Raw genomic sequence first — 21,216 nt, forward strand, 5'->3', positions numbered from 1 at the left:
GTCATCGCCGCCGTTCCGGGAGCAGGACCTGGTGCAGGCGTTCGTAGTTCTCCACACACGTGCCCGACCCGACCGCGACGGAGTCGAGCGCGTTGTCGGCCAGGTGGATGGGCATCCCGGTCTCGTGCAGGAGCCGGTCGCCGAGCCCGCGCAGCAGGGCGCCGCCGCCTGTGACGGCCACCCCGCGGTCCATGACGTCACCGGACAGTTCGGGCGGGCACTTGTCGAGGCTGGTGCGGACCGCGTCGACGATGGCAGTGACCGATTCCTCGATGGCCAGGCGTACGTCGGACTCGGACATGACGACGGTCTTGGGCAGTCCGCTGACCAGGTCGCGGCCGCGCACCTCGGCGTGCGTCTCCTCGGCGGACGTGGGGTAGGCCGATCCGACCGCCATCTTGATCTCCTCTGCGGTGCGCTCCCCGATCATCAGGGAGTACTCCTTCTTGACGAAGGTCGCGATGGCCTGGTCGAGTTCGTCGCCGCCGACACGGATGGACTGGGAGGTGACGATGCCTCCCGTGGAGATGACGGCGACCTCGGTGGTGCCGCCGCCGATGTCCACGACCATGTTCCCGGTGGGTTCGTGGACGGGGAGCCCGGCGCCGATGGCGGCGGCCATGGGCTCCTCGATGATGTAGACGCGGCGCGCCCCGGCCTGGTAGCCGGCCTCCTTTACGGCCCTGTGTTCGACCGAGGTGATACCGCTGGGGACCGCGACGATGACACGCGGTTTGGCGAAGTGCCGCCGCCGGTGGATCTTCTGGATGAAGTAGCGCAGCATCCGCTCGGTGATCTCGAAGTCGGCGATGACGCCGTCCTTGAGCGGGCGGATGGCGGAGATGTTGGTGGGTGTGCGGCCGATCATCTGCTTGGCCTCGATGCCGACCGCGACGATCTTTCCAGTAGCCGTGTTGACCGCCACCACCGAGGGCTCGTTCAGAACGACGCCGCGCCCGCGCACATACACGAGCGTGTTGGCGGTGCCAAGGTCCACGGCCATGTCCCGGCCGAGAAAAGCAAGGTTGTTCGGCATGTAACGTCCTCAGAGGCGCCGTGTCGGACGTGGTTGCTCGGTGCGACCATACGTAGTCGATCCGGCACGTTGGGTGTCGATTCCCACATATGGTAACGGTCGGCACTTAGGCCGCTACGCAAACACTCCGAATTGTTGCCTCACCCCGAGGACGCGGACACCGGGCGGTCCGCAGCCGGAAACGACTCGGCCGGGACGTGGTCACCACGCCCCGGCCGGCTCACGATTCACCGCTGAGTGGCGGTCACACGGCCCTACGGGCCGAGTTCCCGACCTACAGGTCGGGGAAGAACAACTTGATCTCGCGCTCGGCCGAGTAGGTCGAGTCCGAGCCGTGCACGATGTTCTGCTGGACCTCCAGCGCGAAGTCGCCGCGGACGGTGCCGGGGGCGGCGGTGACCGGATCGGTCGCGCCGGCCAGGGCACGGAAGGCCTCGATGGCCCGCTCGCCCTCGACGACCATGGCGACCAGCGGACCACCGGTGATGAACTCCACCAGCGCACCGAAGAACGGGCGGGAGGCGTGCTCCTCGTAGTGGCTCTTGGCGGTGTCGCCGTCGAGGGTGCGCATGTCCATCGCGACGATGTTCAGGCCCTTGCGCTCGATACGCGAGATGACCTCACCGACGATGTTGCGGCGGACACCGTCGGGCTTGATGAGAACGAGAGTGCGCTCCACGTGTGTCAACTCCTCACTGGTGACTCCGCGTGGCGCACATGGGCGGAGCGGCCCACGGCGTCGTACACACGCGGAAGAAGGAAGGGATCATGGGGCTGCTCGGCGGACACCACAACCTGCTGCTCGATCCGGCAACGGAAGCGTCCACGAAACGGCCCCTGGGCCCACAGGCCCCGACGAGGCGCGGGAAGGGATCGCCACAGCGCCGGCCGCCCAGGACCCGCGACCGGCGCCACACTATCGCGTTTCCTACTGCGAAGTGTTGGGGAAAGACGCTCCGGTCTCCCCTCCCGACGCCGCCGCACGCACGGCCACGGTCCGCTCGTCGATGCGGCGGCCCATGATCACACCGACCACCCACAACGACGCGAACACGATGGCGGCCGGCAGCATCCCGTCCACCCAGAAGGAGCTGAACAGGACGGCGGCCTGCAGCGCCCAGGCGGCGTAGTGCGCCCAGGTGAAACGTTGCAGACCCGACAGGACCAGCGCGGCCAGGGCCATGCCGCCCCACAGGCCCGCGGCCAGGCCGGGGGCGATCCCGCCCAGGTTGATGGCCACCGGGACGGCCAGACCGATCACGATGGCCTCGAACACGAGGACGACAGCGGCGACAATACGCACGGGGTTCCCTTCGTCTGTTGGTGGGTGCCGCTACGGAGTGGAACCGCGCTCGTTCGAGGAGGCGCGTTCCTCGGCGGAACCGCGCAGCAGGTGGACGGCGTCGCCGGAGGTGACCACCGAGCCCGTGATGAGCACGCCGGCGCCGCCGAACTCCCCGTCGTCCTCGGCCCGGCCCACGGCCCGGTCGATGGCGTCGTCCAGCCGGGGCGCGGTGTGGACGCGTTCCTCACCGAAGATCTCCTCGGCGACCAGGGCCAGGCGTTCCGGATCCAGCGAGCGCGGTGAGGAGTTGCGGGTCACGACGATCTCGTCGAGCACGGGTTCGAGGGGTTCGAGAATCCCCTCTGCGTCCTTGTCGGCCATGATGGCGACGACACCGACGAGCCGGCTGAAGGAGAAGGCCTCCTCCACGGCTGCGGCGGTGGCGATCATGCCGGCCGGGTTGTGCGCCGCGTCGGCCAGGATGGTGGGGCTGGTACGCACGACCTCCAGACGTCCGGGGGCCTCCGTCCCGGTCAGGGCCTCCCCCACGACCTCGGGGTCCAGTGCAGGACCGTCGCCGCTCCCGGCGGAGAAGGCCTCGACCGCGGCCACGGCCACGGCCGCGTTGCTCGCCTGGTACTCACCGAACAACGGTAGGAACACCTGCTCGTAACTGGCGGTGATCCCCCTGAGGGCGACCTGCTGGCCCCCGACGGCGACCTCGCGCGAGGCCACACCGAACTCCAGGCCCTCACGGGTCACGGTCGCGCCGATATCGGCGGCCTGCTCCATGAGGACCTCTGCGATCGGCAGGGGCTGTTGCGCCACGACCGCGATCGAACCCGGCTTGATGATGCCGGCCTTCTCCTCGGCGATCCCCTCGGGGGTGTCGGGCAGGTACTCGGTGTGGTCGACCGCGATCGGGGTCAGAACGGCCACGTCGGCGTCCACGACGTTGGTGGCGTCCCAGCGTCCGCCCATCCCGACCTCCACGACGGCGACCTCCACGGGTGCGTCGGCGAAGACGGCGTAGGACATGACAGTGAGGATCTCGAAGAACGAGAGCCGGGTCTCGCTCATGGAGTCGGCCATCTCCACGAAGGGCCGGATCTCCTCATAGGCCTCGACGAAGGCCTCCTCGGAGATCGGTTCCCCGTCCACGACGATGCGTTCGCGGATGGTGCGCAGGTGCGGACTGGTGTAGCGGCCCACCCGCAAACCTCGGGCCCGGACCAGGGCGTCGATCATTCGGGCCGTGGAGGTCTTGCCGTTGGTACCGGTGACGTGGATGACACGGAACGAGCGCTGCGGTTCACCCAGCAGGTCGAGCAGGGTGCGCACACGTTCCAGGGTCGGGTCGATCTCGGACTCGGGTGCGCGGGACATGATCTCCGCGGTGACCTCGGCGTAGCGCTCCTGGGCGCTCGGTGTGGTCATGGTTTCTCGATGAACGTCGGCGTGTACACGGCCGCCAGTTTACGTGCCGCCACCTGGGACACCGCCCGGGGCACGGGTTCGGTGTCCGTTCTCGCACCCCATACTGGGCCCATGCCACGACTCGATCCGTTCTTCGCCGAATGGTCCGCCCGAGCTCCTGGGCAACGCCGTTCGCTGAAGCGTGCCGCCGCGCTCCTGCAGGAGCTGGGACTGGACCGTCCCCGTGTGCCCGTCCTGGGGGTGGTCGGGTCCAAGGGCAAGGGCACGACCGCGACCTACGCGTCGGCGGCGCTGTCGGCCGCAGCGGTCGGCAACGTACTGGTGACCGGGCCGAGCTTCCGCTCCTACCGGGAACGGGTGCGCCACGACGGCACGTCGGTCTCCGAGGAGGAACTGGCCGGCCTGGCCTCGGAGCTGGACCGTGCCCGCCTCTCGCTGCCCCCCGTGGAGGAGTTCGGCGGGTACCTGGCGCCCAGCGGGATGTTCCTGCTGGCGGGGTTGCTGCACGCCCGGAACACGGGTGCGCGGGTGTGCGTGCTGGAGGCCGGCATGGGCGGCCACCGCGACGAGCTCCGCCTCATCGGCCCCCAGGTAGTGGCGATGGGCAAGGTCTTCGGCGAACACCTCGGCGTGCTGGGCGACACGGTCCCCGAGATCGCACGCGAGAAGGCCCTGGTCGCCGGGGTTCACACGCAGGCGCTGGTGAGCCTGCCGCAGACCTCCGAGGTGGAGGACGCGGTCGGCGACGCGCTGGCGGAGGCGACCGGGGACGTGGTGCGGGCCGAGACGGTCGAACCCGACACCGAGGGCGTCTGGCCGCCGCCGGACCTGCGACCGCCCGGGTTGTCGGCGGCATCCGGCGTCCTGGGCGTCGCCGCGGCCGACCGCATGCTCGGACTCATGGGCAGACAGAGCGCCCCGGAGGACCGGCTCATCCGCGTCCTGGGCGGGGTGAGGCTCCCGGCCCGCCTGTCACGGCACGCTGTACCCGGACACACCGGCGAGATCATTGTGGACTCGGCGATCAACGGTGAGGGGGTGGCCGCCGCGCTCGCCCACGCCCGCGGGCTGTGGGGCGGGGTCGACCACGTGCTGCTGTGTCTGCCCGACCACAAGGACGTCGCCGGCGCCGAGCAGGCGCTGGCCGGGATCCCGGTGACCGCGGTGCGCCTGCCCGAGGCGCACCTGCGGTTCGACCACGCGCTGCCCTCACAGTGGTCGCGTATCGACGCCGACGCGGTCACCCCCGGCTCCATCGCCGCGCTGGGCGACCGGGTGCTGGCGCTGGGCACCGTCTACTTCACCGGCAGGGTCCTGGACGCGGTGGAGGCTGTCACCGACACGCTGTTCAGCCCGTCCTGAGGGCGTTCACAGCCATCCCATCTCCCGCGCCACGCGGACCGCCCCGATACGGCTCCGCGCAGAAACGGCGTACCATCAGGTCCAGGCACAGATCCGCCCCGCGGACGGGAGTGGTGGTGCGCACCCCCTTGGCCCGGCAGACCCCGGACATGCCGACCTTCTCATCAGCCGGTGCGGTGCAGCGGGCCACCCAACTTTGCCGGGGCACTGGGGCAGAGGTCGGATGCTGCCGCAGTGAATTGCGACCGCACGACCAACCGACGGCACCAATGGGGATCACATCCCATTTAGTTTTCGTAGACCTCGACACCCACGCCCTCAATTCGACGGACGCACAGCGAACTCAATGACATGGACACGATCGAATCGGACGATGGAGGTATAGCTTGGGATGCGCCCCATGCTAGAGATTGGAGGCGGGGGCGGGATTCGAACCCGCGTATAGGGCTTTGCAGGCCCTCGCCTGACCACTCGGCTACCCCGCCATGTTGACATTCTAACCCTCTGGAGCAGCCTTCTCAAACACCCCCTTGAACATAGTCCGAGCGGGCGAGAGTGAACGCTTGGACGGGAAGTCGAACCAGTCGAACTCTACGGCATCGAAACCTGCCTCGGTAATCGCACTGACGATATCCCTGTTCGTGCGACAGCCTCCAGACAAATGCGGCCAGAGGCTGTCTGCCACGCGCTGCCATGCAGCGAAGGACGGGCTATTGGCTACGTTGTGCTCGACCACAACAAGGAGGCCGCCGTCCTTGAGCACACGGTGGATTTCATAGAGCGAACTCTCCAGGCTACTTACTGTACACAGCGTCAATGTGCTGACTACAAAATCGACGTCGGCTGTGGGCATGTCGATGCGTGCAGCTACGCCTCGCACAACGGTGACGTCAAGACCTCGCGCCCTCTCCCTCGCGGCCGCCGCCAGGCCTTTGTCCGGCTCGATGGCCGTGAGCGCCACTCCCTCCGGGATATACTCGAAGTTTCTTCCATCCCCGCAGCCGATCTCGACCCCTGTGCCTCGCGTGCGGGACAGCGCCCATTCTCGAATTTCAGCGAATCCGATCGTGTCGCCGCTCGCCGCCATTCGGGGATACATCCGAGCGAAAATAGGTCGCGGCTTCCACGCCACAGGATCAGATGAAGAATTCACGCCCACTGAAACCGATCTTCCCTTCTGATACGCAGTACATTCGGAGGAACATACAGTGCTTATCGGCCGGCTGTGGCACCCTGACCTCGACAGGCACCCGGGCATGCCCTCCGGGGCTCAGAACGACTTGCTCTTGTGACACGGTCACCGATGCACCGTGGCGTTTACCGTGTGTGACAGCACCTCCGATTGCGAGCGAGACCTCTTCGGGCGCCTCACTCTGGAACACGACCTCGCCCTGCACTGTCTTGTCCTCCGAATTGGTTTCAAGCCCCTCGATGCTACTCATGACGAAACCGGGCACCCCATCCTGGACAGCCCCGCAGATCACGCAGCTAACCATCCAACGGTGAGCGCGGTCATCTCCGAAGCTCACGAACTCGTATCGAACTGCGTCTGACCCGCAGTTTGGGCACCCATCGTCCAGCCTGTGCATGCCAGTCATCCGATAGGCGTCCCTGTACGCCTCGACGAAATGATACTCACTCTTTACTGTTTCCCTCTGCAGCTTGGCAACGATGCCTGGGTCAACCGTCTTTGTGGCTTCTCGAAGACGGTCAAGCACTCGCTGCAGCGCTGGGTCGATCGGCGCGCCGCAACGGCTAACCGACGCGCGGCGGACAGCGTTGGGAAAGTTCTTACGTAAATCCGTCAGCAGGTTACGTCCTTCGTCGACCTTCACACCGAGGAGCGCGAGGCGGTCGTATTCATCGAGGACCTGTCTGACCCGGACCAGTGCAGCTTCCGGCGTTTGGGACCGGGAGACGATCCGCAAGGGCCCAGCTGCTTCGGTGTCGATCGCGCGGTCCACGAGGGCGGCCCTACCATGGGGGATCATCCCACCACGGACGAAGCCGACGACGGCCCGGGACTGAGGACCGTCGAGGCAGCACTCGTCATCGGGGACCTCCGGAGCTTCGTCCATGACGCCAAACTGAAGGCCCTTCTTGAAGGGTTGCTCTTCCTCCTCCGGCAGCCTTTCACCAGTCGTCATGCTGGGATCACCGAGGACGAGCGCTTTTCCGACCTCGAAGCCCCAGTGCGGGAGCAGGCGGTTGATCTCGCCCGTTGCCTGCCCCACACTCATTCCTGATCCCATCAGGCCATGAAAGACCAGGTTCTCCTCGATCCGGCCATCCTTGAGCATTGGACTCGCTACGAACGCGGCTGCATTCGCCTCAAGAAACCGCTGCGAAACCGTGTACGAGTCCCCGCCATCGAAGACGCCCCCGTCCACTTTGAGAGTCAGGCAGGCGTTGGCAAAGAACACTCTGCCGGGCACGTCTTGCGGACCCGTCTGCCGAAGGCCGGGAAGCACACAGCCTCCATCGACCATGCAGGTCGGCAGCCTTTTTCCGCTTATTTCCGGCGGACGGACGGTCCTGCGACCGCAGACGAGTTCGTTTGAACTCAGGCGCAAGTAATCCTCGCTCGCGTGCCCGACGATGCTGACAACTGACTCGTCGCCCTCAACAACCGACCTCCACTGCTGCAGTTCCTGAGAGTCTCCGGGCAGGACTGTGAGCCCGCCTGCGTCGCCAAGGACTTTGCCCTTCTGTATTGGAGCGAAGCACAGGTCCCTGCCCTCAGGCATCTCGGAATACACGACGGTCTTCGCGAGCAGGAACGAGGCAAGTTCGATGGTGTCCATGACCACGAACCCGACCGGGTCGTCGAACAACGCGAGATCACGCATCGTAGGACGACGGTCGATCCCAATCACAACGGTGTGCGTCGTGGATTCCTTCTCGCTTTGGTGCTTCGCCGCTGACTCCCAAGACGGGAAACTGTGTGAGACAGCCGATCTCATGCGCACGAACGCCTGGGCCATTACCTTGGCCGAGGCATCATCCTCGAGACGGACGACCTGCAGATCGGCAACGTTAGTCCAAAGCCTCCCGCCGACGTCCGATTCGTCGGCGGATCCTGGACAGTCAGCACTGCCGTCGATCGTCGAGAGGCCGAGCCGTCCAGTCCAGCCCGTGACCATTGCTCTTGCCCAGGAATCCCGACACAGAACGGGAACAAACGGACTACCGAACCCACAGATCCGCACGTAATCGTCAACATCCGTGCACAGAACGATGGTGGGCAGGGTCATCCGCCCTCACCCCTCATCATCGCGTAGGTCTTCGGGCCGTCGAAGGGCAGCTTGTATGCTGCGGTTACTTTGAATCCGAGGCGCTGGTAGATCTCGACGTTCTTCTCGTCGGAGGTCTCAAGGAACACCGGGTAGCCTTCGGCTTCGGCCCTTTCGAGCCCGGGCTCGATGACCGCGCGTGCAAGGCCCGTGCCCTGGTGGCCGGGGTGAACACCGACAGTGCCGAGGAACCAACAGGGGGTCTGCGGCCGAGATTTCGCCATCACGGCCTCCGATGCCTCCATTACTTCGGCTCGTGCCCCGGCGAGGCGTTCGAATTCGCCGGCGAGGGGGCCGAACACCGCCGCAGGGTCCTGCATGTCGGGTGCCGTCCAAACGGATACCGCGACTCCCCCGTCAGCCGACCAAACGTGGCCGCCCGTCATTCCGACTTTACGCAAGAACGCCTCTTGGTACTCATGGATACGCGTGGGCCGATTATCCTCGTCCAAAAAATGAAGCATGAGCGAGTAGTTCCTAAATGCTTGCTTCAGGGTGTCGGCGCACATGGTCAGTTCGGCCTCGGTGATGTCGGGCGACTTGTTGACATGCGGGCTCATCTGGTGAACACCTCCATGATTTGTTGGTGCAGGGCAGGGGTGGACGAAACGATGCCGCGACCTCCGGCCACGGGCAGCTCTCCGCCGTGTAGGTCGGTGCACTTGCCTCCGGCCTCGGAGACAACCGGCACGAGAGCAGCGACGTCCCATGGGGCAACGACCGGCTCGAGTGCGGCGTCGAGTACACCTTCTGCCACAAGGCAGTGTTGGAAAAAGTCCCCGAAGCCACGGTTGCAATATGACCGAGACGCCAGGTACTGGTACTCATCCATTAAACCGTACTCGTTCCACGTATCAAATGCCGTTGTCGAGATATAGGCGTCCTGAGGCTGTTCAGTGTCACGGGTATGGATCTTCCGACCCTGGTCAGAGGGGCTTTCGCCGCAGAAGGCGCCTTCCCCTGCGGCGGCCCACCAACACCGACCGAGATCGGGTGCGTAGACCACTCCGACGACCGGATGCCCTTGATCCAGAAGGGCGATGAGGGTCGCCCAAATGGGGATACCACGCACAAAGTTCCTAGTCGCATCGATCGGATCGACGACCCAGACGCGGCTTGCGCTGGCCGAAAACGATCGCGGACTCTCCTCCCCGAGGAAGTGGTCGTCCGGACGTTCGGTCACGATCAGCTGACGCACGGCCTCTTCCGCTCTCAGGTCGGCCGTGCTTACCGGGCTGCCATCCGCCTTTGCATCGACCCGGTACTCAGCTCCCGATCTGGCTTCGACAGCGTAGGCCGCAGCCGCTTCGGCTGCACCGAGGGCAAGGCGGAGGTCTGCCTTGTAAGAGCCATTCATCGTGAGTAATCCACCTCCATCAGGTGATACTCCATTACCCGCTGAGCCTCGATACGCCGCACGTGTTTCACCATCGACAACTCGGCCGACGCGGACTCGGCAATCATCTCCAATGCGGCCTCGTTCTTCAGGTCGGCCGTACCGACGAAGACCCGTCCACTAGGTGCAAGGTGGTTCCGCGCGCCCTGAATCATGCGCCTCTGCCCGTCGTACTCGGGGTCGAACACCGCACGATGTAGTTCCGTGGACATCGCGAAGTCACTTGGCACGAATGTCCAGGGCACGTTCCAGAAGATGACGTCGAATTCCTCTGCTGGATCGAGAGCTGCGTACACGTCACTCAGGCGCGCATCGACCTTCGACTCGACCCCGTGGCGCGCGGCATTTCGGAGAGTGTTAGTGACAGCGTTCGAGTTGATGTCGAGAGATACAACATTCTCCACGCCCGCCAGCGCTGCCATAACCGAGATCACACCGGCTCCGGATCCGACTTCGAGCATCCTACCGCCCACCGGATACGGTAGATGGGTCGCCATGACCTCAGTGGCGGCAGTGAGCGTCCCGGGGAACACCCCTCTGATCAGCTCCCACTGTCGGCCGAGGAGACTGAATTCCGTGGGGAAGTCGGGCTCGTCGAGCGCGCGAAGGAGAACGGCCTCGGCGTCCTTGGGGTCTTCCTGGAATGGTTCGGCTTCGTTCCTGTTCATACGTTCTTCAACCTCTCGATGGCGGTGTCGACCGTACGGAGCTCCCGGTCATAATGATCAATGAGCGAACCGTCTGTCGGCCGATGAAAGGTAGGAAACGACAGTGCTCGAGCAGCGATGTCGTAAGCGGCCGAGAGTTCGCTAGCAGGCGTCTGGGCCACCGCCGGCGCTTGCGTCCAGGTATGCGTCTTCGACGAGTACAATGGCTGATCGAGCAGGACCCCCCCAGACGGCGCAGATACGTCCATGTAGCGTGCTCTCATCATCTCGACAATTCGGTCCCGGCCAACGGTCTCATAGGCTTCACGCCTGATGAGGGGCTTGAAGCCGTACCACGCACCCATGTCGATCTCGGAGGGGATGTCCAGCGCTTCGAAGTTGCGCGTGCGCGCGAGAGTGCTATTCAGCCTTTCCAGCCACTGGTGCCGCCACTTCATTCGGTTGGCGAAAGCGTGCAGGCTGTGCTTGGCGACGATCGCGTTGAATGGTGACATTCGAGTCTTGAGACCGAAGCCGGTGGACCAGTACTCCCTGAGTTGCGGGTCGTGTACCTGGCTGCGGGACCGGTCACGGTAGTGGCCGACCAGCGTAGCCCTGTCAACTACCGTTTCATCATTGGTGACGAGGATCCCACCTTCACCTGCGAATACGGCCTTGTTCGCCTGCAGAGAGAAAACTGCCGCGTCGCCGAAAGTACCGACCGGCCGTCCTCGATACTTGCTCCCGTGGGCATGGGAACAGTCTTCGAGCAGTTTAAGGCCGTGCTTCTCTGCGAACTCAGTCGCTCGGTGCATGTCAGCCGGCCGGCCCCACTGATGGACGACGGTCAAGACACGGCAGTTCGCTTCGGCAATGACGCGTTCCGCAGAGTCGAAGCTGATGCACCGTGAGTCCGGTTCGATGTCGGCGAGGAGGACATCTGCGCCCAGGGAGAACGCCGGGCTCAGGGCCGCATGATAGGTCAGCGCAGGACCCAGGACCGCTGTACCCCTTCGGGCACCGAGGGCAAAGTATGCAGCTTGGAGGGCGCTCGTCCCGGAGTTGAACGTGATGGCGTGCTCGACACGGTCATCGAGGAACGCTTTGAACTCGTCTTCGAACTCGGCGATCGGTCCGGTACGGCCCCGGATGGAGATGTCATCGCGACGTTGAGCGACTAGCTCACTTTCTTCAGCCTCGCTCGGGGGTAGGGGCCACGGGTCGTGCGGAAAGGCCAACGAGCCATCGTCATGCATACTGTGCCTCCTCCAAACCGCGATCCTCCGCGAGAAGCGCATAAGCCCGGTCCAGACACTCAACGACATGCCGGTGGCGCTGCATGTGCGGTAGCCAATAGGCGGGGTTCCGCCGGTTTGCCAGGTATTCCTGGCACATCACCCGGGTGGTGACCTGAAACCCGTTCGGCTCCTCCACAAACCACCGTATGGATCCGTCACGGTCGAACAGGCGTAGCTTAGGAGTGTCCACAACTGCTACCCCCCGAGTCCCATAGAGCGTAAGTTGCTCCGACTTCGCATGGGCGTGACGGTTCGTCGTGATCCTGCCCGTGCACAGCCCATTAGGAGATCTGGTCAGAATGGTGCTGGTGTCCTCAAGCCGTTCGGCTCTCGTCTCCCCGTAGCAGTAACTGATTTGCGCGGCCTCCACGCTCTGCTGACCGAGAAGGAAGGTGACGAGATCGAGCTGGTGGTACGCCATATCGAGCATCACGCCGCCTCGGGCAGTGCTCCACCTCGATCTCCAGCCTGTGGTCCGTGCGGGTAATGACAATGAATAGTCATAGGTGTAGGAGTAGATATCCCCCAGAGAACCGAGGCTTGCGAGTAACTGGAGTGATGTGTGCCTGAACGGGCGCTGCGCCATGGTGAATACGGGGGTGTTTTTCCGCGTGGCAATATCCAGCAGGGCATCGGCTTCCATTGTGGTCACGGCAAAGGGTTTCTCCTCGAGCACCGTTACACCGCGCTTCACCAGTGCCGCGGCGATTTCAGCATGGAACTGGTGAGGAACAGCGATGTAGGCCGCATCGACCTTCTCCTCGTCGAGCAGTTCCTCGGTGGAGGCGAACGCCCGGTAGCCAAGTTGGAGAGTACGTTGACGTGCCGTTTCATCCGTGTCCACCGCAGAAACCACGGCGCTGCTCTGCGCGTAGAGTGAAAAGAACTCGGAAGCCTGATGCCCTCCGGCTCCGATCACCGCCATATGGATGTTCTTCGGGTTGAGGTTCATCAAAGGCCAACCTTCTGGCTTTCCGTAAGCGCAAGGGATACCAAGCGTGAAATGTACTCACCGTACCCGAGGGCGCAATTATCCCCTTGGACGCGTCGAATCGCATCAAAGGTCGCAAACCATTGGAATTCAGAGTACTTGTCCATTTCAAGCTGCGGAAATTCCAATTCTCCACGGACCTCGACAAGATAGCAGTACTCCGTCCACGTACTCCCATGAAGACGAAATTCGTGGTGTCCCAAATCAGAAATAACGGCCGTGAGCTCCCATCCCGTCTCTTCACGGGTCTCGCGCTCCAGCGCTTCAAGAACAGTTTCTCCGGGATCGACCTTCCCACCGACGACGTCCCATGCGCCAGCAAGGTTAACGGCATCCATGCGACGCCGCTGGAGGAATATCGCCCCGTCGTACCGACGGATGAGCGCGGCCGCGGTGGTGCGTGTCGATTCGGTTTTGGTCACAGTCCCTTATCCAATGTGCCAAGTACGTAGTCGACCACGTGCATGGTGTTGGAAACCTTCTCTTCATCGATCCGGTCAGCGGTGTCGCATACCTGGTGGTAGCATTCATCGAACGGCTCACCTGAGGACCCGCCCCAGAGCTCTGCCTGCTCCTCCGTCTTCGTTTCGAAGGACCCTCCCCAGAAACCGCCTGTCGGGATTCCCGCATCCTGATAGCTGGCATCGTCTGATCGAGGCTCCTCATTGGCGTCCCGTTCGGCCTGGATCCCGATCTGCGCGTACCCGTCGACAATCGCTTCGTCAATTAGTTGACTGGAGCCCGAACCATCGTTTTGAATGTAAAAATAACCGGAATTCGGAGCCGCGACCATCTCGAAATTGACGTAGGCGGCGATTCCTTCAATATCAGTTCCACTTCTTAGATAGCTTCTGGACCCGGCAAAAGCGAACTCTTCACCACTCCAGAACATGTAACGCTGCGCCTTGTCAGTGGACTGCTCCGCCTTACTAATCGCATGCTCCAGAAGGACCGCAGCGCTCACGGCATTGTCGTTTATTCCTGGACTCTGCGGGACGGAGTCAAGGTGGGCTCCGACTTCGATCGCTTCCTCGGAACGTCCCGGTTTCTCAGCGATCAAGTTGGTGCTTGACCGACGTTCCGTCTCCATCGTCAATGACATCGAAAGCGGCTCGGAGCTGCTCTGAATCGCCTCGGAAGTCTGCTGACTGATCCCGGCCACAGGAATGTCACGGGAACCCGCCCCATCCAGCCAAATGTAAGGTGGTACCTCGGAGGATGATGCCACCAGCAGGGCCCCGGCTCCGGATTCGCTTGCTGCCTCGTGCTGCTCCTGAACCGTGCAGTTCTTCGGTTCTTCCAGAACGAGGATCGAGCCCCGAGTGACGCTTTCATAGTGCTTGTCCTCGCAGCCTTCATCGACGAGGACATAGGGGTTGGCCCGAAGGTCGCCATCTGTCGATGGCCCAAACGTGGCTGGGATCATGTCTAGCTCTTCCTCGTCGAGCGAGAGACTGGCATGGCTCGGTTTGCTGTAGAGGAATTCGAACTTCTCATTGCTTACTTCAAGTCCCGCCTCGCGCAACTCCTCCTCAAAATATTCAGCGGATTCTCGATGGCCGGCACTTCCTGCCGCGCGGTGCCCGCCATTATCATCGGCTATCTGCTGCAACCGGTCGATGTGGCCCATCACGGACTGCACATCGAAGTCTTCGGATTTCGGTAGGTGGGATGCTACTGCGGCGGACACACCACCGACAGAAATGATCATGACGGCTAGAAGTGTGCTCGCTCCTGCCATCTTCGCGCTCCATGCATCGAGATGAGAAATCACCAGAGCGTCACTCCTGCTTTTCTACGATCATGACCATACCTACCTTCGTGGCCGAACCTCTACTCGATCCCACTCTCACACCCATTGGGATGCATTAGTTTGAACTTTTTCTTTTTCCGTGGGTCGATTACAGACATTAGACACGCACCACCGGCCAACGCAACTCACAGAAAATTTGACTGACCTGCATTAATAGGATGAGGGATAGCCGTGACCTGCAGTAAGTTTATGTTGGCCGCATCTGGCCAGGGGCTCTACGTGACAACACCGTTGTTTTAGGGTGTTATCGCTGGTGGGGTGAGGTGCCATAGGTGGATCCGATGTTGTGGGGCTTGACCCCAGATTCTGGACCAGGGCCCCGGAGTTCTCGCGGTTCAGATCCATACAGGCTGATCTGGAGTGATGCCGTGGAGTTTTCGAGTACCTTGTCCGGATCGGTGTGGGCTCTACGGCCTGAGGCGAGGTTCTTCCACCCCGCGGCGGTCAACGCTTGGCGGACGATATCGGTCACAGCCCCGAGCACGACCGGCGCGGGTACGGCGGGCGTTTTCGTGGAAGGTCACGTCCCGCACATGGTGCACCCGGTTCTCCACCGTCCAGTGACCACGGGCATGAGCGGCCAACTCCGCAGGTGAGACCTGGTGAGCGTCCAGATCGGTGACGGCGAAGACCACCTCACGGCTGCCCTTGAGGGTGCCGTGCCGGCGGCGGTAGCGCTCGATGCGCACCACCTGGCACGCCCCGGGAAAGACAAGACCGTTCACCGTGGCGACCTTGATCGACCGGCGTTCCTCTCGCCCGTGCGCGTGGATGGGTCCTTCGTCGTCGGCGATGGGGACCTCTCCCCAGGGCAGCGCGGCCAGTTGCTCGTGCAACGTGGGGCGGTTGCCCTTGACGTAGATCAGGTAGTGGGCTCGGCGCCCGAGCAGGTAGGTGGCGTGGTCGGCCACGGTGTGCAGGGCGTCGGCGGTGATCAGTGCCCCGTGGAGCTGGTCGTCGTCGAGCTGGTCGAGCAGGGCGGTGAAGGCACTTGTCTCGGTGCCTTTGTCGGCGATCTGGGTACTGGCCACCACGGCCGCGTCGTGGTGACGGGCCGCGTGCAGGACCGCTGAGCCCGAGCGCTGTCCTCTCCTGGTGCGGGCCCCGCGCTGGGTCTTGCCGTCGGTGGCGTAGGCGGTGTGGCGGGGCGTGGGGTGTGGGCGGTGGTGCCGTTGTTGGTGGTGGGCGCGGCGGTGTTCGCGTTCGGGTGCCCCGGTCGAGGTGTGCGAGGAGCTCGTTTGGGGTGGGGTGCGGGTGTCCAGGCAGGCCAGGCCCGCGCGGGTGAGCTGGGCGGGGTCCAAGCGGGACAGGAGGTTGCGCAGGGTGTGCTCGTCGGGAACGTGGATGTGTTGGGTGAAGGGGCACACACGGGCATTTGCAGGGGGAGAAGGACGTGGCGGGGTGCGTTGTGGGCCCATTCGATGATGGCGGTGGTGCTGTTGTGACCGGTGCTGGTCATCGCGCATACGCACAGGGCGAGCAGGGTGGGCAGACCATAGCGGCGGCCGCGTGGGTCTCTGGGGTCGTCGATGGTGGCCAGATGGTCCATCAGGTCCAGGGTGGGTTCGCCTGCGGGGGTGAGGGTGGGCGGGGTTGAGGCCGGGCATGGAGTACGGGAGGATGACACAGCGGGCACGGGGCCTTACAGGTTGTGGTTTCTCGACAACTCCATGATCCATCAGGCCCGTGCCCGTTTTTTCATGTCAAGACCTGGTCATACTTGTGCAGGCACCTCGGATCCGGCGTTCGTGCGTTCCCCCGGCAAAGCACGAGAACTCCGGGGCCCTGGATTCTGGACACGCTGAACGCGACACGAGTCGGGAGGAAGCGAGAATCTAGGTATGGTCCGTAAGAACTACTCCGAGGGCTTCCGCCGACAAGCGGTCGACCTGTACCTGAACACCCCGGGCGCCACCTTCAAAGCGATCGCAGCGGATCTCGGCATCGCCCGGGGAACCCTGCAGAACTGGGTCTACGCCCAGCACCCCGGCGCAACACCCCACCCCAGCACCGGCCGCGCCCGCCACAGCCACACCGCCCAAGGGCGAGAGCGCCACGGCCAGGATGGCCCCCCAGGAGACTGCCTTGGCAGCTGAGCAGGACGAGCGCCGCAAGCTCGAGACCGAACGCGACATCCTGCGCCAGGCGGCCAAGTATTTCGCGGGGTCGACGAACTGGTGAACCGCTTCCAGTTCGTCGCCGACCACCGAAACACCTTCGAGGTGAAGCGGTTGTGCGAGGTCCTCGGCCTGGCCCCAGGGCTCCGGCAAAGTCTGTTGGTTACTCGTCCAAGAGGCCTATGACCTGGTGATCTCTGCTGGCATGGTGCCGTAGACCGGCAGCGATGTTGTCCCATCCGGCCAAGCGCAACAGAGCGATCACCAACCCCCGCAGCGATGCCATCACCCGGGGCGCTGCCCCACGCCTGATCCGGCAGGCGTCCTCACCGAAGGTCACATCGCGTACCCAGTGCAAACGGTTCTCGATGTGCCAGTGCGACTGGACCCACGCGGCCAGGACCTGTGGCCGGGCTGCGCGAGCATCAGCGCTGGTGACCAGATACACGACCTCGACGGTCTTCTTCCCGTTGCGGGTCGTGGTGCGCCGTAGCTGGGCGACCTGGGCCGCACCGGGGAACTCGATCCATCCAGGCACGTCCACGGCCTTGATCGTGCGGGTGATCCTGCGCCCGTGGGAGCGCTCGGTGCGCCGCGTGGCAGCCACATCCTTCCAGGGCAGCCTCTTCAACTGACCGAACAGGGTGGGCTGGTTGGCCTTGACGGTCAACACGTAGTCACCGCCCTGCTCCAGGACCTGTTCAGCGGTGGTGTGCTGGGCGTGCAGGGCATCCATCGTCACCACCGCACCGGACACATCCAGCACACCCAGCAGGTCGCGGGCCGCACCGATCTCGCCGCCCTGGCTGTGGGCCTTCCCCTGTCCCAGGACCAGCCCGTTGGCCGCGTCCAGGGCAGCGACCAGGTGAGGCGCCAGGCCGCCCGGTTCGCGGGCCCCGCGCACGCTTTTGCCGTCCACAGCGATCACCCGGCGGTCCTGAACCGTTCCTGCCCTGGTGGTGGCCCATAGGCCCAGGATCTGGTCGAGCCGGTCTGCGTCCAGGCCGGCGAAGAGCCGACGGAAAGTCGATTCCTCGGCCGGCCCCTCCAGGCCCAGCTCGGTGAGCACGTGCGCATCGGCTCCGGCGACCCATTGGCCGATCGCGGTGAAGCCCCGCATCCCCACGGCCATAGCAGCGACCGCCACGGCGACCAGGGCAGCGGCCCCGTGGCGCACACCGCGCCGCGAGCGCGGGTCCGGAAGATGGTCCAACAGGTTCAGCAGGTGGGCGTGGTCCGATGCGGCCTTGGTCCTGGCGGCGGGGACCTGGAATGATGAGGACAAGCGGGCGTGCTCCGGTTCGGGTGATGCAAGGCGTAGGAACCTCCATCTTCCCTGGCTCAAGGGCACGCCCGTGTTCTTGCCCGTGGTTCCTGGTCAGGACCTGCTTCACCCGACTTTGCCGGAGCCCTGGGCCTGGCCCGGTCCTCCTTCTACGCCTGGCTCCGGTCCGAACCCCAGCGTGCGGCACGCCAGAGCGCGGACCTGGCCCTGGCCGAACGCATCCACGCCCTGCAGGGCCCCACCCGGGGCAGTGATGCCGCGTACGGGGCGCCCAGGATCACCGCTGACCACAATGAGGGAGCATCCGGGAATGCACGGATCAACCACAAGAAGGTCGTCCGCGTGATGCGCGAGCACGGCCTGGCCGGGATCCGGCTGCCGGCTGGTGCGCACCACCGACGCCGACCAGGGGGCTCGCAAGCACCCCGACCTGCTCAGAGGCGACTTCAGTGCGCACAGCGTGGGCACCAAGTATGTCGGCGGCATCACCTACCTGCCCCTGGCCGACGGAAGGAGTTTCTACCTGGCCACGGTCATCGATCTGTGCTCGCGCAAGCTGGCCGGCTGGGCGCTGGCCTACCATATGCGCACCGACCTGGTGGCCCACGCCCTGAAAGCAGCCGCCCGTGAGCGCGGGGGTCTGGAGGGGGCGGTGTTCCACTCCGACCACGGTTCGGTCTACACCTCGCGTGCCTACGAAGGGCTGTGCACCGATCTGGGAGTGGTCCAGTCGATGGGGGCGATCGGCTCGAGTGCGGACAACGCCGTGGCGGAGAGCTTCAACGCCACGCTCAAACGCGAGACTCTGGCCGGAGAACTCACTTACACCGACGAGGCCGCGCTGCGTCGCACGGTGTTCCGGTGGGCCCACCGCTGCAACACCCGTCGTCGTCACTCACGCTGCGCGAACGTGTCTCCGAACGACTTCGAGGCCCCAAGGACCTCCTCTATGATGGCGATCGTGGCGTAATCAATCACCCCCCGTGCCCAAGAATCGGGGTCAAAGCCCCTCGGGCCGCCGATTCTGCTGCGGATCCGTGTCAGCCCTGGTCGTGGACGGGTTGGGACTGCGGGTTGAACTCGTCCATGTCCACCTCCTCAGTGCCCAGGGCCCAGGGTGCGCTCGTCGGTCAGGCGCAGGACGTCGAGCCCGTGCTGGATGTCCGAGGAGTACACGTGGCCGTTGTAGTAGTAGGCCGACCACGACCCGGCCATGCTGAGCTGGTCGGGGTCCCACGGGCCACGGTCGAAGGAGCCGATCTCCTCGGGATTGTCGGGGTCGGTGATGTCCATGATGATGCCGTCGCCGATACAGGCGCCGACCGCGATGCCCTTCTCCGGGTACGCGGTGATGTCGTGGCAGCCAATGGTCTCCTCGTGGCCGCCGTCCGGGAACAGCACGGGCTCGTTGACCACCTCGGCCGATGCCGGGGCGCCCGTGGGCACCTCGATGATCGAGATCTTGTCGTGTGGCGGCTGGCAGTTCGAGAACTCCTCCGACGGTGAGTAAGAGGACACAGATGTAGTCGGTCCCATCCCCACCGGGCACGAGCGTGTCGGTGTGGGAACCGCAATCGGTGCGCACAGCGGAGACGTACTCCTGGTTCGCTTTGTCGGAGATGTCGAAGATCCGCATCCCCTCGAACGCCTCGGCGTCGGACGCGTGGGCCTTGGCGTCGCCGCACTCCTCGCCCGCCCACGGGTAGTCCACCGAGAAGTAGAGCAGGTCCCCGCTGACCGACACGTCCTCCTGCCGCCGGGGCACACGACCGTGGACACGACCTAGTAGTACTTTGTTAGCTCGTGTCTGGTGGGTGCTGCTGTGCGAGTGGTTGATGACAGGTGTGACACACGCCGGTCCAGCACAGCAGCACCGCCTGGAGCTCCCCCAGGACTTGGTACAGACTCAGACCGACGTCAGGTGTTTTGGGTCCAGTCTTCGCAGGGTCAAAAACGCCTGAGCCGCGGTGACCAAAGTGACGTGGTGGTGCCAGCCCCGCCAGGTGCGCCCCTCGTAGTGGTCCAACCCCAAACCGTGCTTGAGTTCGCGGTAGTCGTGCTCGATACGCCAGCGCATCTTGGCCGAGCGCACCAAGTGCCGCAACGCGGTGTCCGCGGGCAGGCTGGAGAGCCAGTAATCGGTGGGCGCTTCCTGGTGCGGGGGCCACTCCGCGATCAGTGTTTCGGCCGACAGTACCCCGTCCCAGGCGGGCCAGCCGCCGGCGCGGGCCGTAGCGGCCCTGCGGGCCGCGACCCCGGCCGGGCGCACCGCCACGGCCAGGAACCGGCCCCGCATCGGCCCGCGCGAGCCCTGGCGCCAGGTGCACCGGCGCAACGCCCGGCGCCCCTGTTCCAGGGCCAGGTCCTTGAGCGAGCGGGCCGGTGTGCGGTAGCGCGGCTGCGGCGCCGGCCCGCTGCGTCCGGGTTCACCGGCCCGGGGCACCGCATCGCCGGGGTGGGCGTTCAGGTCCCCGCGCACCGCGACGACGTAGTCCAGACCCCGCTCGGCCAGGCCGTCGCGGAAGTGGTGGTTCTGCCCGTAGCCGGCATCGGCCACCACCACCTTCTCGTCCAGCCCCCACTGGCGTGCCTGGCCGACCATGTCCAGGGCCAGGCGCCATTTCTCGCGGTGGCCGACCCCCTCGGGGATTCCGGTCTTGGCCCGGCGCCCATCGGCCGGGTCGGCCCATTCCTTGGGCAGGTAGAGCCGCCAGTCCAGGGGCACGGAGGCGGCATCGGTGGCCGCGTGCAGGCTGACCCCCACCTGGCACAGGGCCTGCTTGCCCAGGGCGCCGCACCACTGGTGGGCCGCACCCACCGATGCGGTTCCCGCTTTGGGAAAGGAGGTGTCGTCGATGACCCACACATCGGGGTTGATGGTCTGGCTGACCTTGGTCGCTATCCGGCGCCTGATGGGGGCATGGTCCCAGGGTGAGGAGGCCACGAACTGCTGCAGGGCCTGCATGTTGCCGTCGGGCAAGCGCTCGGCCATGGGCTGGATGGACTTACGGTGCCCGTCCAGCATCAGCCCGCGCAGGTAGCAGTTGCCCCATCCGCGGGAGTCCTTGCGGGTGATGGGAGCGAGGACCTCGGCGCAGAACGCGTCGAGGTCCTCGCGGAGTTCGTCCACATCGGCCAGATCCACACGCCCATCATGGCGTATCCCGCGCGAGATTTCAGGAACTTAACAAAGTCCTACTAGATGAGTAATTCCAAGGGGTGCCGGAGCCAGACATGAGACGAGGGAGTTCAATGC

General features: G+C 64.6%; 18 protein-coding genes, 1 tRNA gene and 5 pseudogenes. 5 read left to right on the plus strand and 19 right to left on the minus strand.

Going from position 1 to position 21,216, the window contains the following annotated elements; genetic code table 11:
- Position 1 precedes the first annotated feature (1 nt).
- The 4 genes from mreB to D456_RS0120115 all read right to left on the minus strand — a co-directional run bounded on the left by mreB (position 2) and on the right by D456_RS0120115 (position 3,758).
- Positions 2–1,036 carry a rod shape-determining protein gene (gene mreB, locus D456_RS0120100; protein ID WP_017577977.1) on the minus strand — a complete coding sequence of 345 codons (1,035 nt, stop codon included), beginning with the start codon at positions 1,034–1,036 and terminating at the stop codon, positions 2–4.
- A 274-nt stretch (positions 1,037–1,310) separates the two neighbouring features.
- Positions 1,311–1,715, minus strand: a complete 405-nt coding sequence (gene ndk / locus D456_RS0120105; RefSeq protein WP_017577978.1) for a nucleoside-diphosphate kinase — start codon at positions 1,713–1,715, stop codon at positions 1,311–1,313.
- A gap of 249 nt (positions 1,716–1,964) precedes the next feature.
- The gene (locus D456_RS0120110) at positions 1,965–2,339 is read right to left on the minus strand and encodes a DUF4233 domain-containing protein (RefSeq protein ID WP_017577979.1); all 375 of its coding nucleotides are present in this window, start codon (positions 2,337–2,339) and stop codon (positions 1,965–1,967) included.
- Between the two features lie 30 nt (positions 2,340–2,369).
- Positions 2,370–3,758 (minus strand): bifunctional folylpolyglutamate synthase/dihydrofolate synthase, encoded by a 1,389-nt coding sequence (locus D456_RS0120115; RefSeq protein WP_017577980.1) that lies wholly within the window; start codon positions 3,756–3,758, stop codon positions 2,370–2,372.
- A 111-nt stretch (positions 3,759–3,869) separates the two neighbouring features.
- Between D456_RS0120115 and D456_RS0120120 the strand changes: the two genes are divergently transcribed.
- Positions 3,870–5,120, plus strand: coding sequence for a folylpolyglutamate synthase/dihydrofolate synthase family protein (locus D456_RS0120120; protein WP_017577981.1), 1,251 nt, complete (start codon positions 3,870–3,872; stop codon positions 5,118–5,120).
- Positions 5,121–5,531: 411 nt separating this feature from the next.
- On the opposite strand, the gene D456_RS0120125 is transcribed toward D456_RS0120120, so the two are convergent.
- From D456_RS0120125 to D456_RS28075, 12 genes and pseudogenes are all read right to left on the minus strand, one after another.
- Positions 5,532–5,605, minus strand: a tRNA-Cys gene (locus D456_RS0120125).
- A gap of 11 nt (positions 5,606–5,616) precedes the next feature.
- Positions 5,617–6,207 carry a class I SAM-dependent methyltransferase gene (locus D456_RS24600; RefSeq protein WP_051049507.1) on the minus strand — a complete coding sequence of 197 codons (591 nt, stop codon included), beginning with the start codon at positions 6,205–6,207 and terminating at the stop codon, positions 5,617–5,619.
- Between the two features lie 49 nt (positions 6,208–6,256).
- Complete coding sequence (locus D456_RS0120130; protein WP_026116056.1) at positions 6,257–8,374, minus strand: hypothetical protein; 2,118 nt, start codon at positions 8,372–8,374, stop codon at positions 6,257–6,259.
- Entirely contained in the window at positions 8,371–8,973 is a 603-nt protein-coding gene (locus D456_RS0120135) for a GNAT family N-acetyltransferase (RefSeq protein WP_017577983.1), read from the minus strand. The genes D456_RS0120130 and D456_RS0120135 overlap by 4 nt, the downstream gene beginning before the upstream one ends.
- Positions 8,970–9,770, minus strand: a complete 801-nt coding sequence (locus D456_RS0120140) for an inositol monophosphatase family protein (protein ID WP_026116057.1) — start codon at positions 9,768–9,770, stop codon at positions 8,970–8,972. The genes D456_RS0120135 and D456_RS0120140 overlap by 4 nt, the downstream gene beginning before the upstream one ends.
- Entirely contained in the window at positions 9,767–10,477 is a 711-nt protein-coding gene (locus tag D456_RS0120145) for a methyltransferase (RefSeq protein ID WP_017577985.1), read from the minus strand. The genes D456_RS0120140 and D456_RS0120145 overlap by 4 nt, the downstream gene beginning before the upstream one ends.
- The gene (locus D456_RS0120150; RefSeq protein WP_017577986.1) at positions 10,474–11,712 is read right to left on the minus strand and encodes a DegT/DnrJ/EryC1/StrS family aminotransferase; all 1,239 of its coding nucleotides are present in this window, start codon (positions 11,710–11,712) and stop codon (positions 10,474–10,476) included. Before D456_RS0120150 ends, D456_RS0120145 begins: the two co-directional genes overlap by 4 nt.
- Complete coding sequence (locus D456_RS24605) at positions 11,705–12,706, minus strand: Gfo/Idh/MocA family protein (RefSeq protein WP_017577987.1); 1,002 nt, start codon at positions 12,704–12,706, stop codon at positions 11,705–11,707. The genes D456_RS0120150 and D456_RS24605 overlap by 8 nt, the downstream gene beginning before the upstream one ends.
- A complete protein-coding gene (locus D456_RS27280; protein WP_204366790.1) occupies positions 12,706–13,167 on the minus strand; it encodes an NUDIX hydrolase in 462 nt (153 codons plus the stop codon). The genes D456_RS24605 and D456_RS27280 overlap by 1 nt, the downstream gene beginning before the upstream one ends.
- Positions 13,164–14,519, minus strand: a complete 1,356-nt coding sequence (locus D456_RS26055; protein WP_152442631.1) for a M28 family peptidase — start codon at positions 14,517–14,519, stop codon at positions 13,164–13,166. Before D456_RS26055 ends, D456_RS27280 begins: the two co-directional genes overlap by 4 nt.
- A gap of 446 nt (positions 14,520–14,965) precedes the next feature.
- Positions 14,966–15,925 (minus strand): ISAs1 family transposase, encoded by a 960-nt coding sequence (locus D456_RS24615; protein ID WP_051049508.1) that lies wholly within the window; start codon positions 15,923–15,925, stop codon positions 14,966–14,968.
- Positions 15,926–15,963: 38 nt separating this feature from the next.
- Positions 15,964–16,107 (minus strand): annotated as a pseudogene (locus tag D456_RS28075) (transposase family protein); the annotation flags it as partial.
- Between the two features lie 292 nt (positions 16,108–16,399).
- On the opposite strand from D456_RS28075, the pseudogene D456_RS28080 reads away from it, so the two are divergent.
- Positions 16,400–16,529, plus strand: a pseudogene (locus tag D456_RS28080) (transposase); the annotation flags it as partial.
- A gap of 132 nt (positions 16,530–16,661) precedes the next feature.
- A pseudogene (locus tag D456_RS28085) lies at positions 16,662–16,804 on the plus strand (IS3-like element ISRhosp5 family transposase); the annotation flags it as partial.
- 34 nt (positions 16,805–16,838) lie between these two features.
- Here the strand turns inward: D456_RS28085 and D456_RS0120175 are convergent.
- Positions 16,839–17,960 carry an ISAs1 family transposase gene (locus D456_RS0120175; protein WP_017577991.1) on the minus strand — a complete coding sequence of 374 codons (1,122 nt, stop codon included), beginning with the start codon at positions 17,958–17,960 and terminating at the stop codon, positions 16,839–16,841.
- Positions 17,961–18,179: 219 nt separating this feature from the next.
- Between D456_RS0120175 and D456_RS28090 the strand changes: the two are divergent.
- A pseudogene (locus tag D456_RS28090) lies at positions 18,180–18,323 on the plus strand (transposase); the annotation flags it as partial.
- A 22-nt stretch (positions 18,324–18,345) separates the two neighbouring features.
- Positions 18,346–18,930, plus strand: coding sequence for an IS3 family transposase (locus tag D456_RS24625; protein ID WP_017577992.1), 585 nt, complete (start codon positions 18,346–18,348; stop codon positions 18,928–18,930).
- Between the two features lie 70 nt (positions 18,931–19,000).
- On the opposite strand, the pseudogene D456_RS26065 reads toward D456_RS24625, so the two are convergent.
- Together D456_RS26065 and D456_RS0120195 are read right to left on the minus strand one after the other, a co-directional pair.
- Positions 19,001–19,742 (minus strand): annotated as a pseudogene (locus D456_RS26065) (hypothetical protein); the annotation flags it as partial.
- Between the two features lie 124 nt (positions 19,743–19,866).
- Complete coding sequence (locus D456_RS0120195; RefSeq protein ID WP_017577995.1) at positions 19,867–21,105, minus strand: IS701 family transposase; 1,239 nt, start codon at positions 21,103–21,105, stop codon at positions 19,867–19,869.
- Positions 21,106–21,216: the final 111 nt, after the last annotated feature.

This window comes from Nocardiopsis kunsanensis DSM 44524 (genome assembly GCF_000340965.1).
Lineage (GTDB): Bacteria > Actinomycetota > Actinomycetes > Streptosporangiales > Streptosporangiaceae > Nocardiopsis > Nocardiopsis kunsanensis.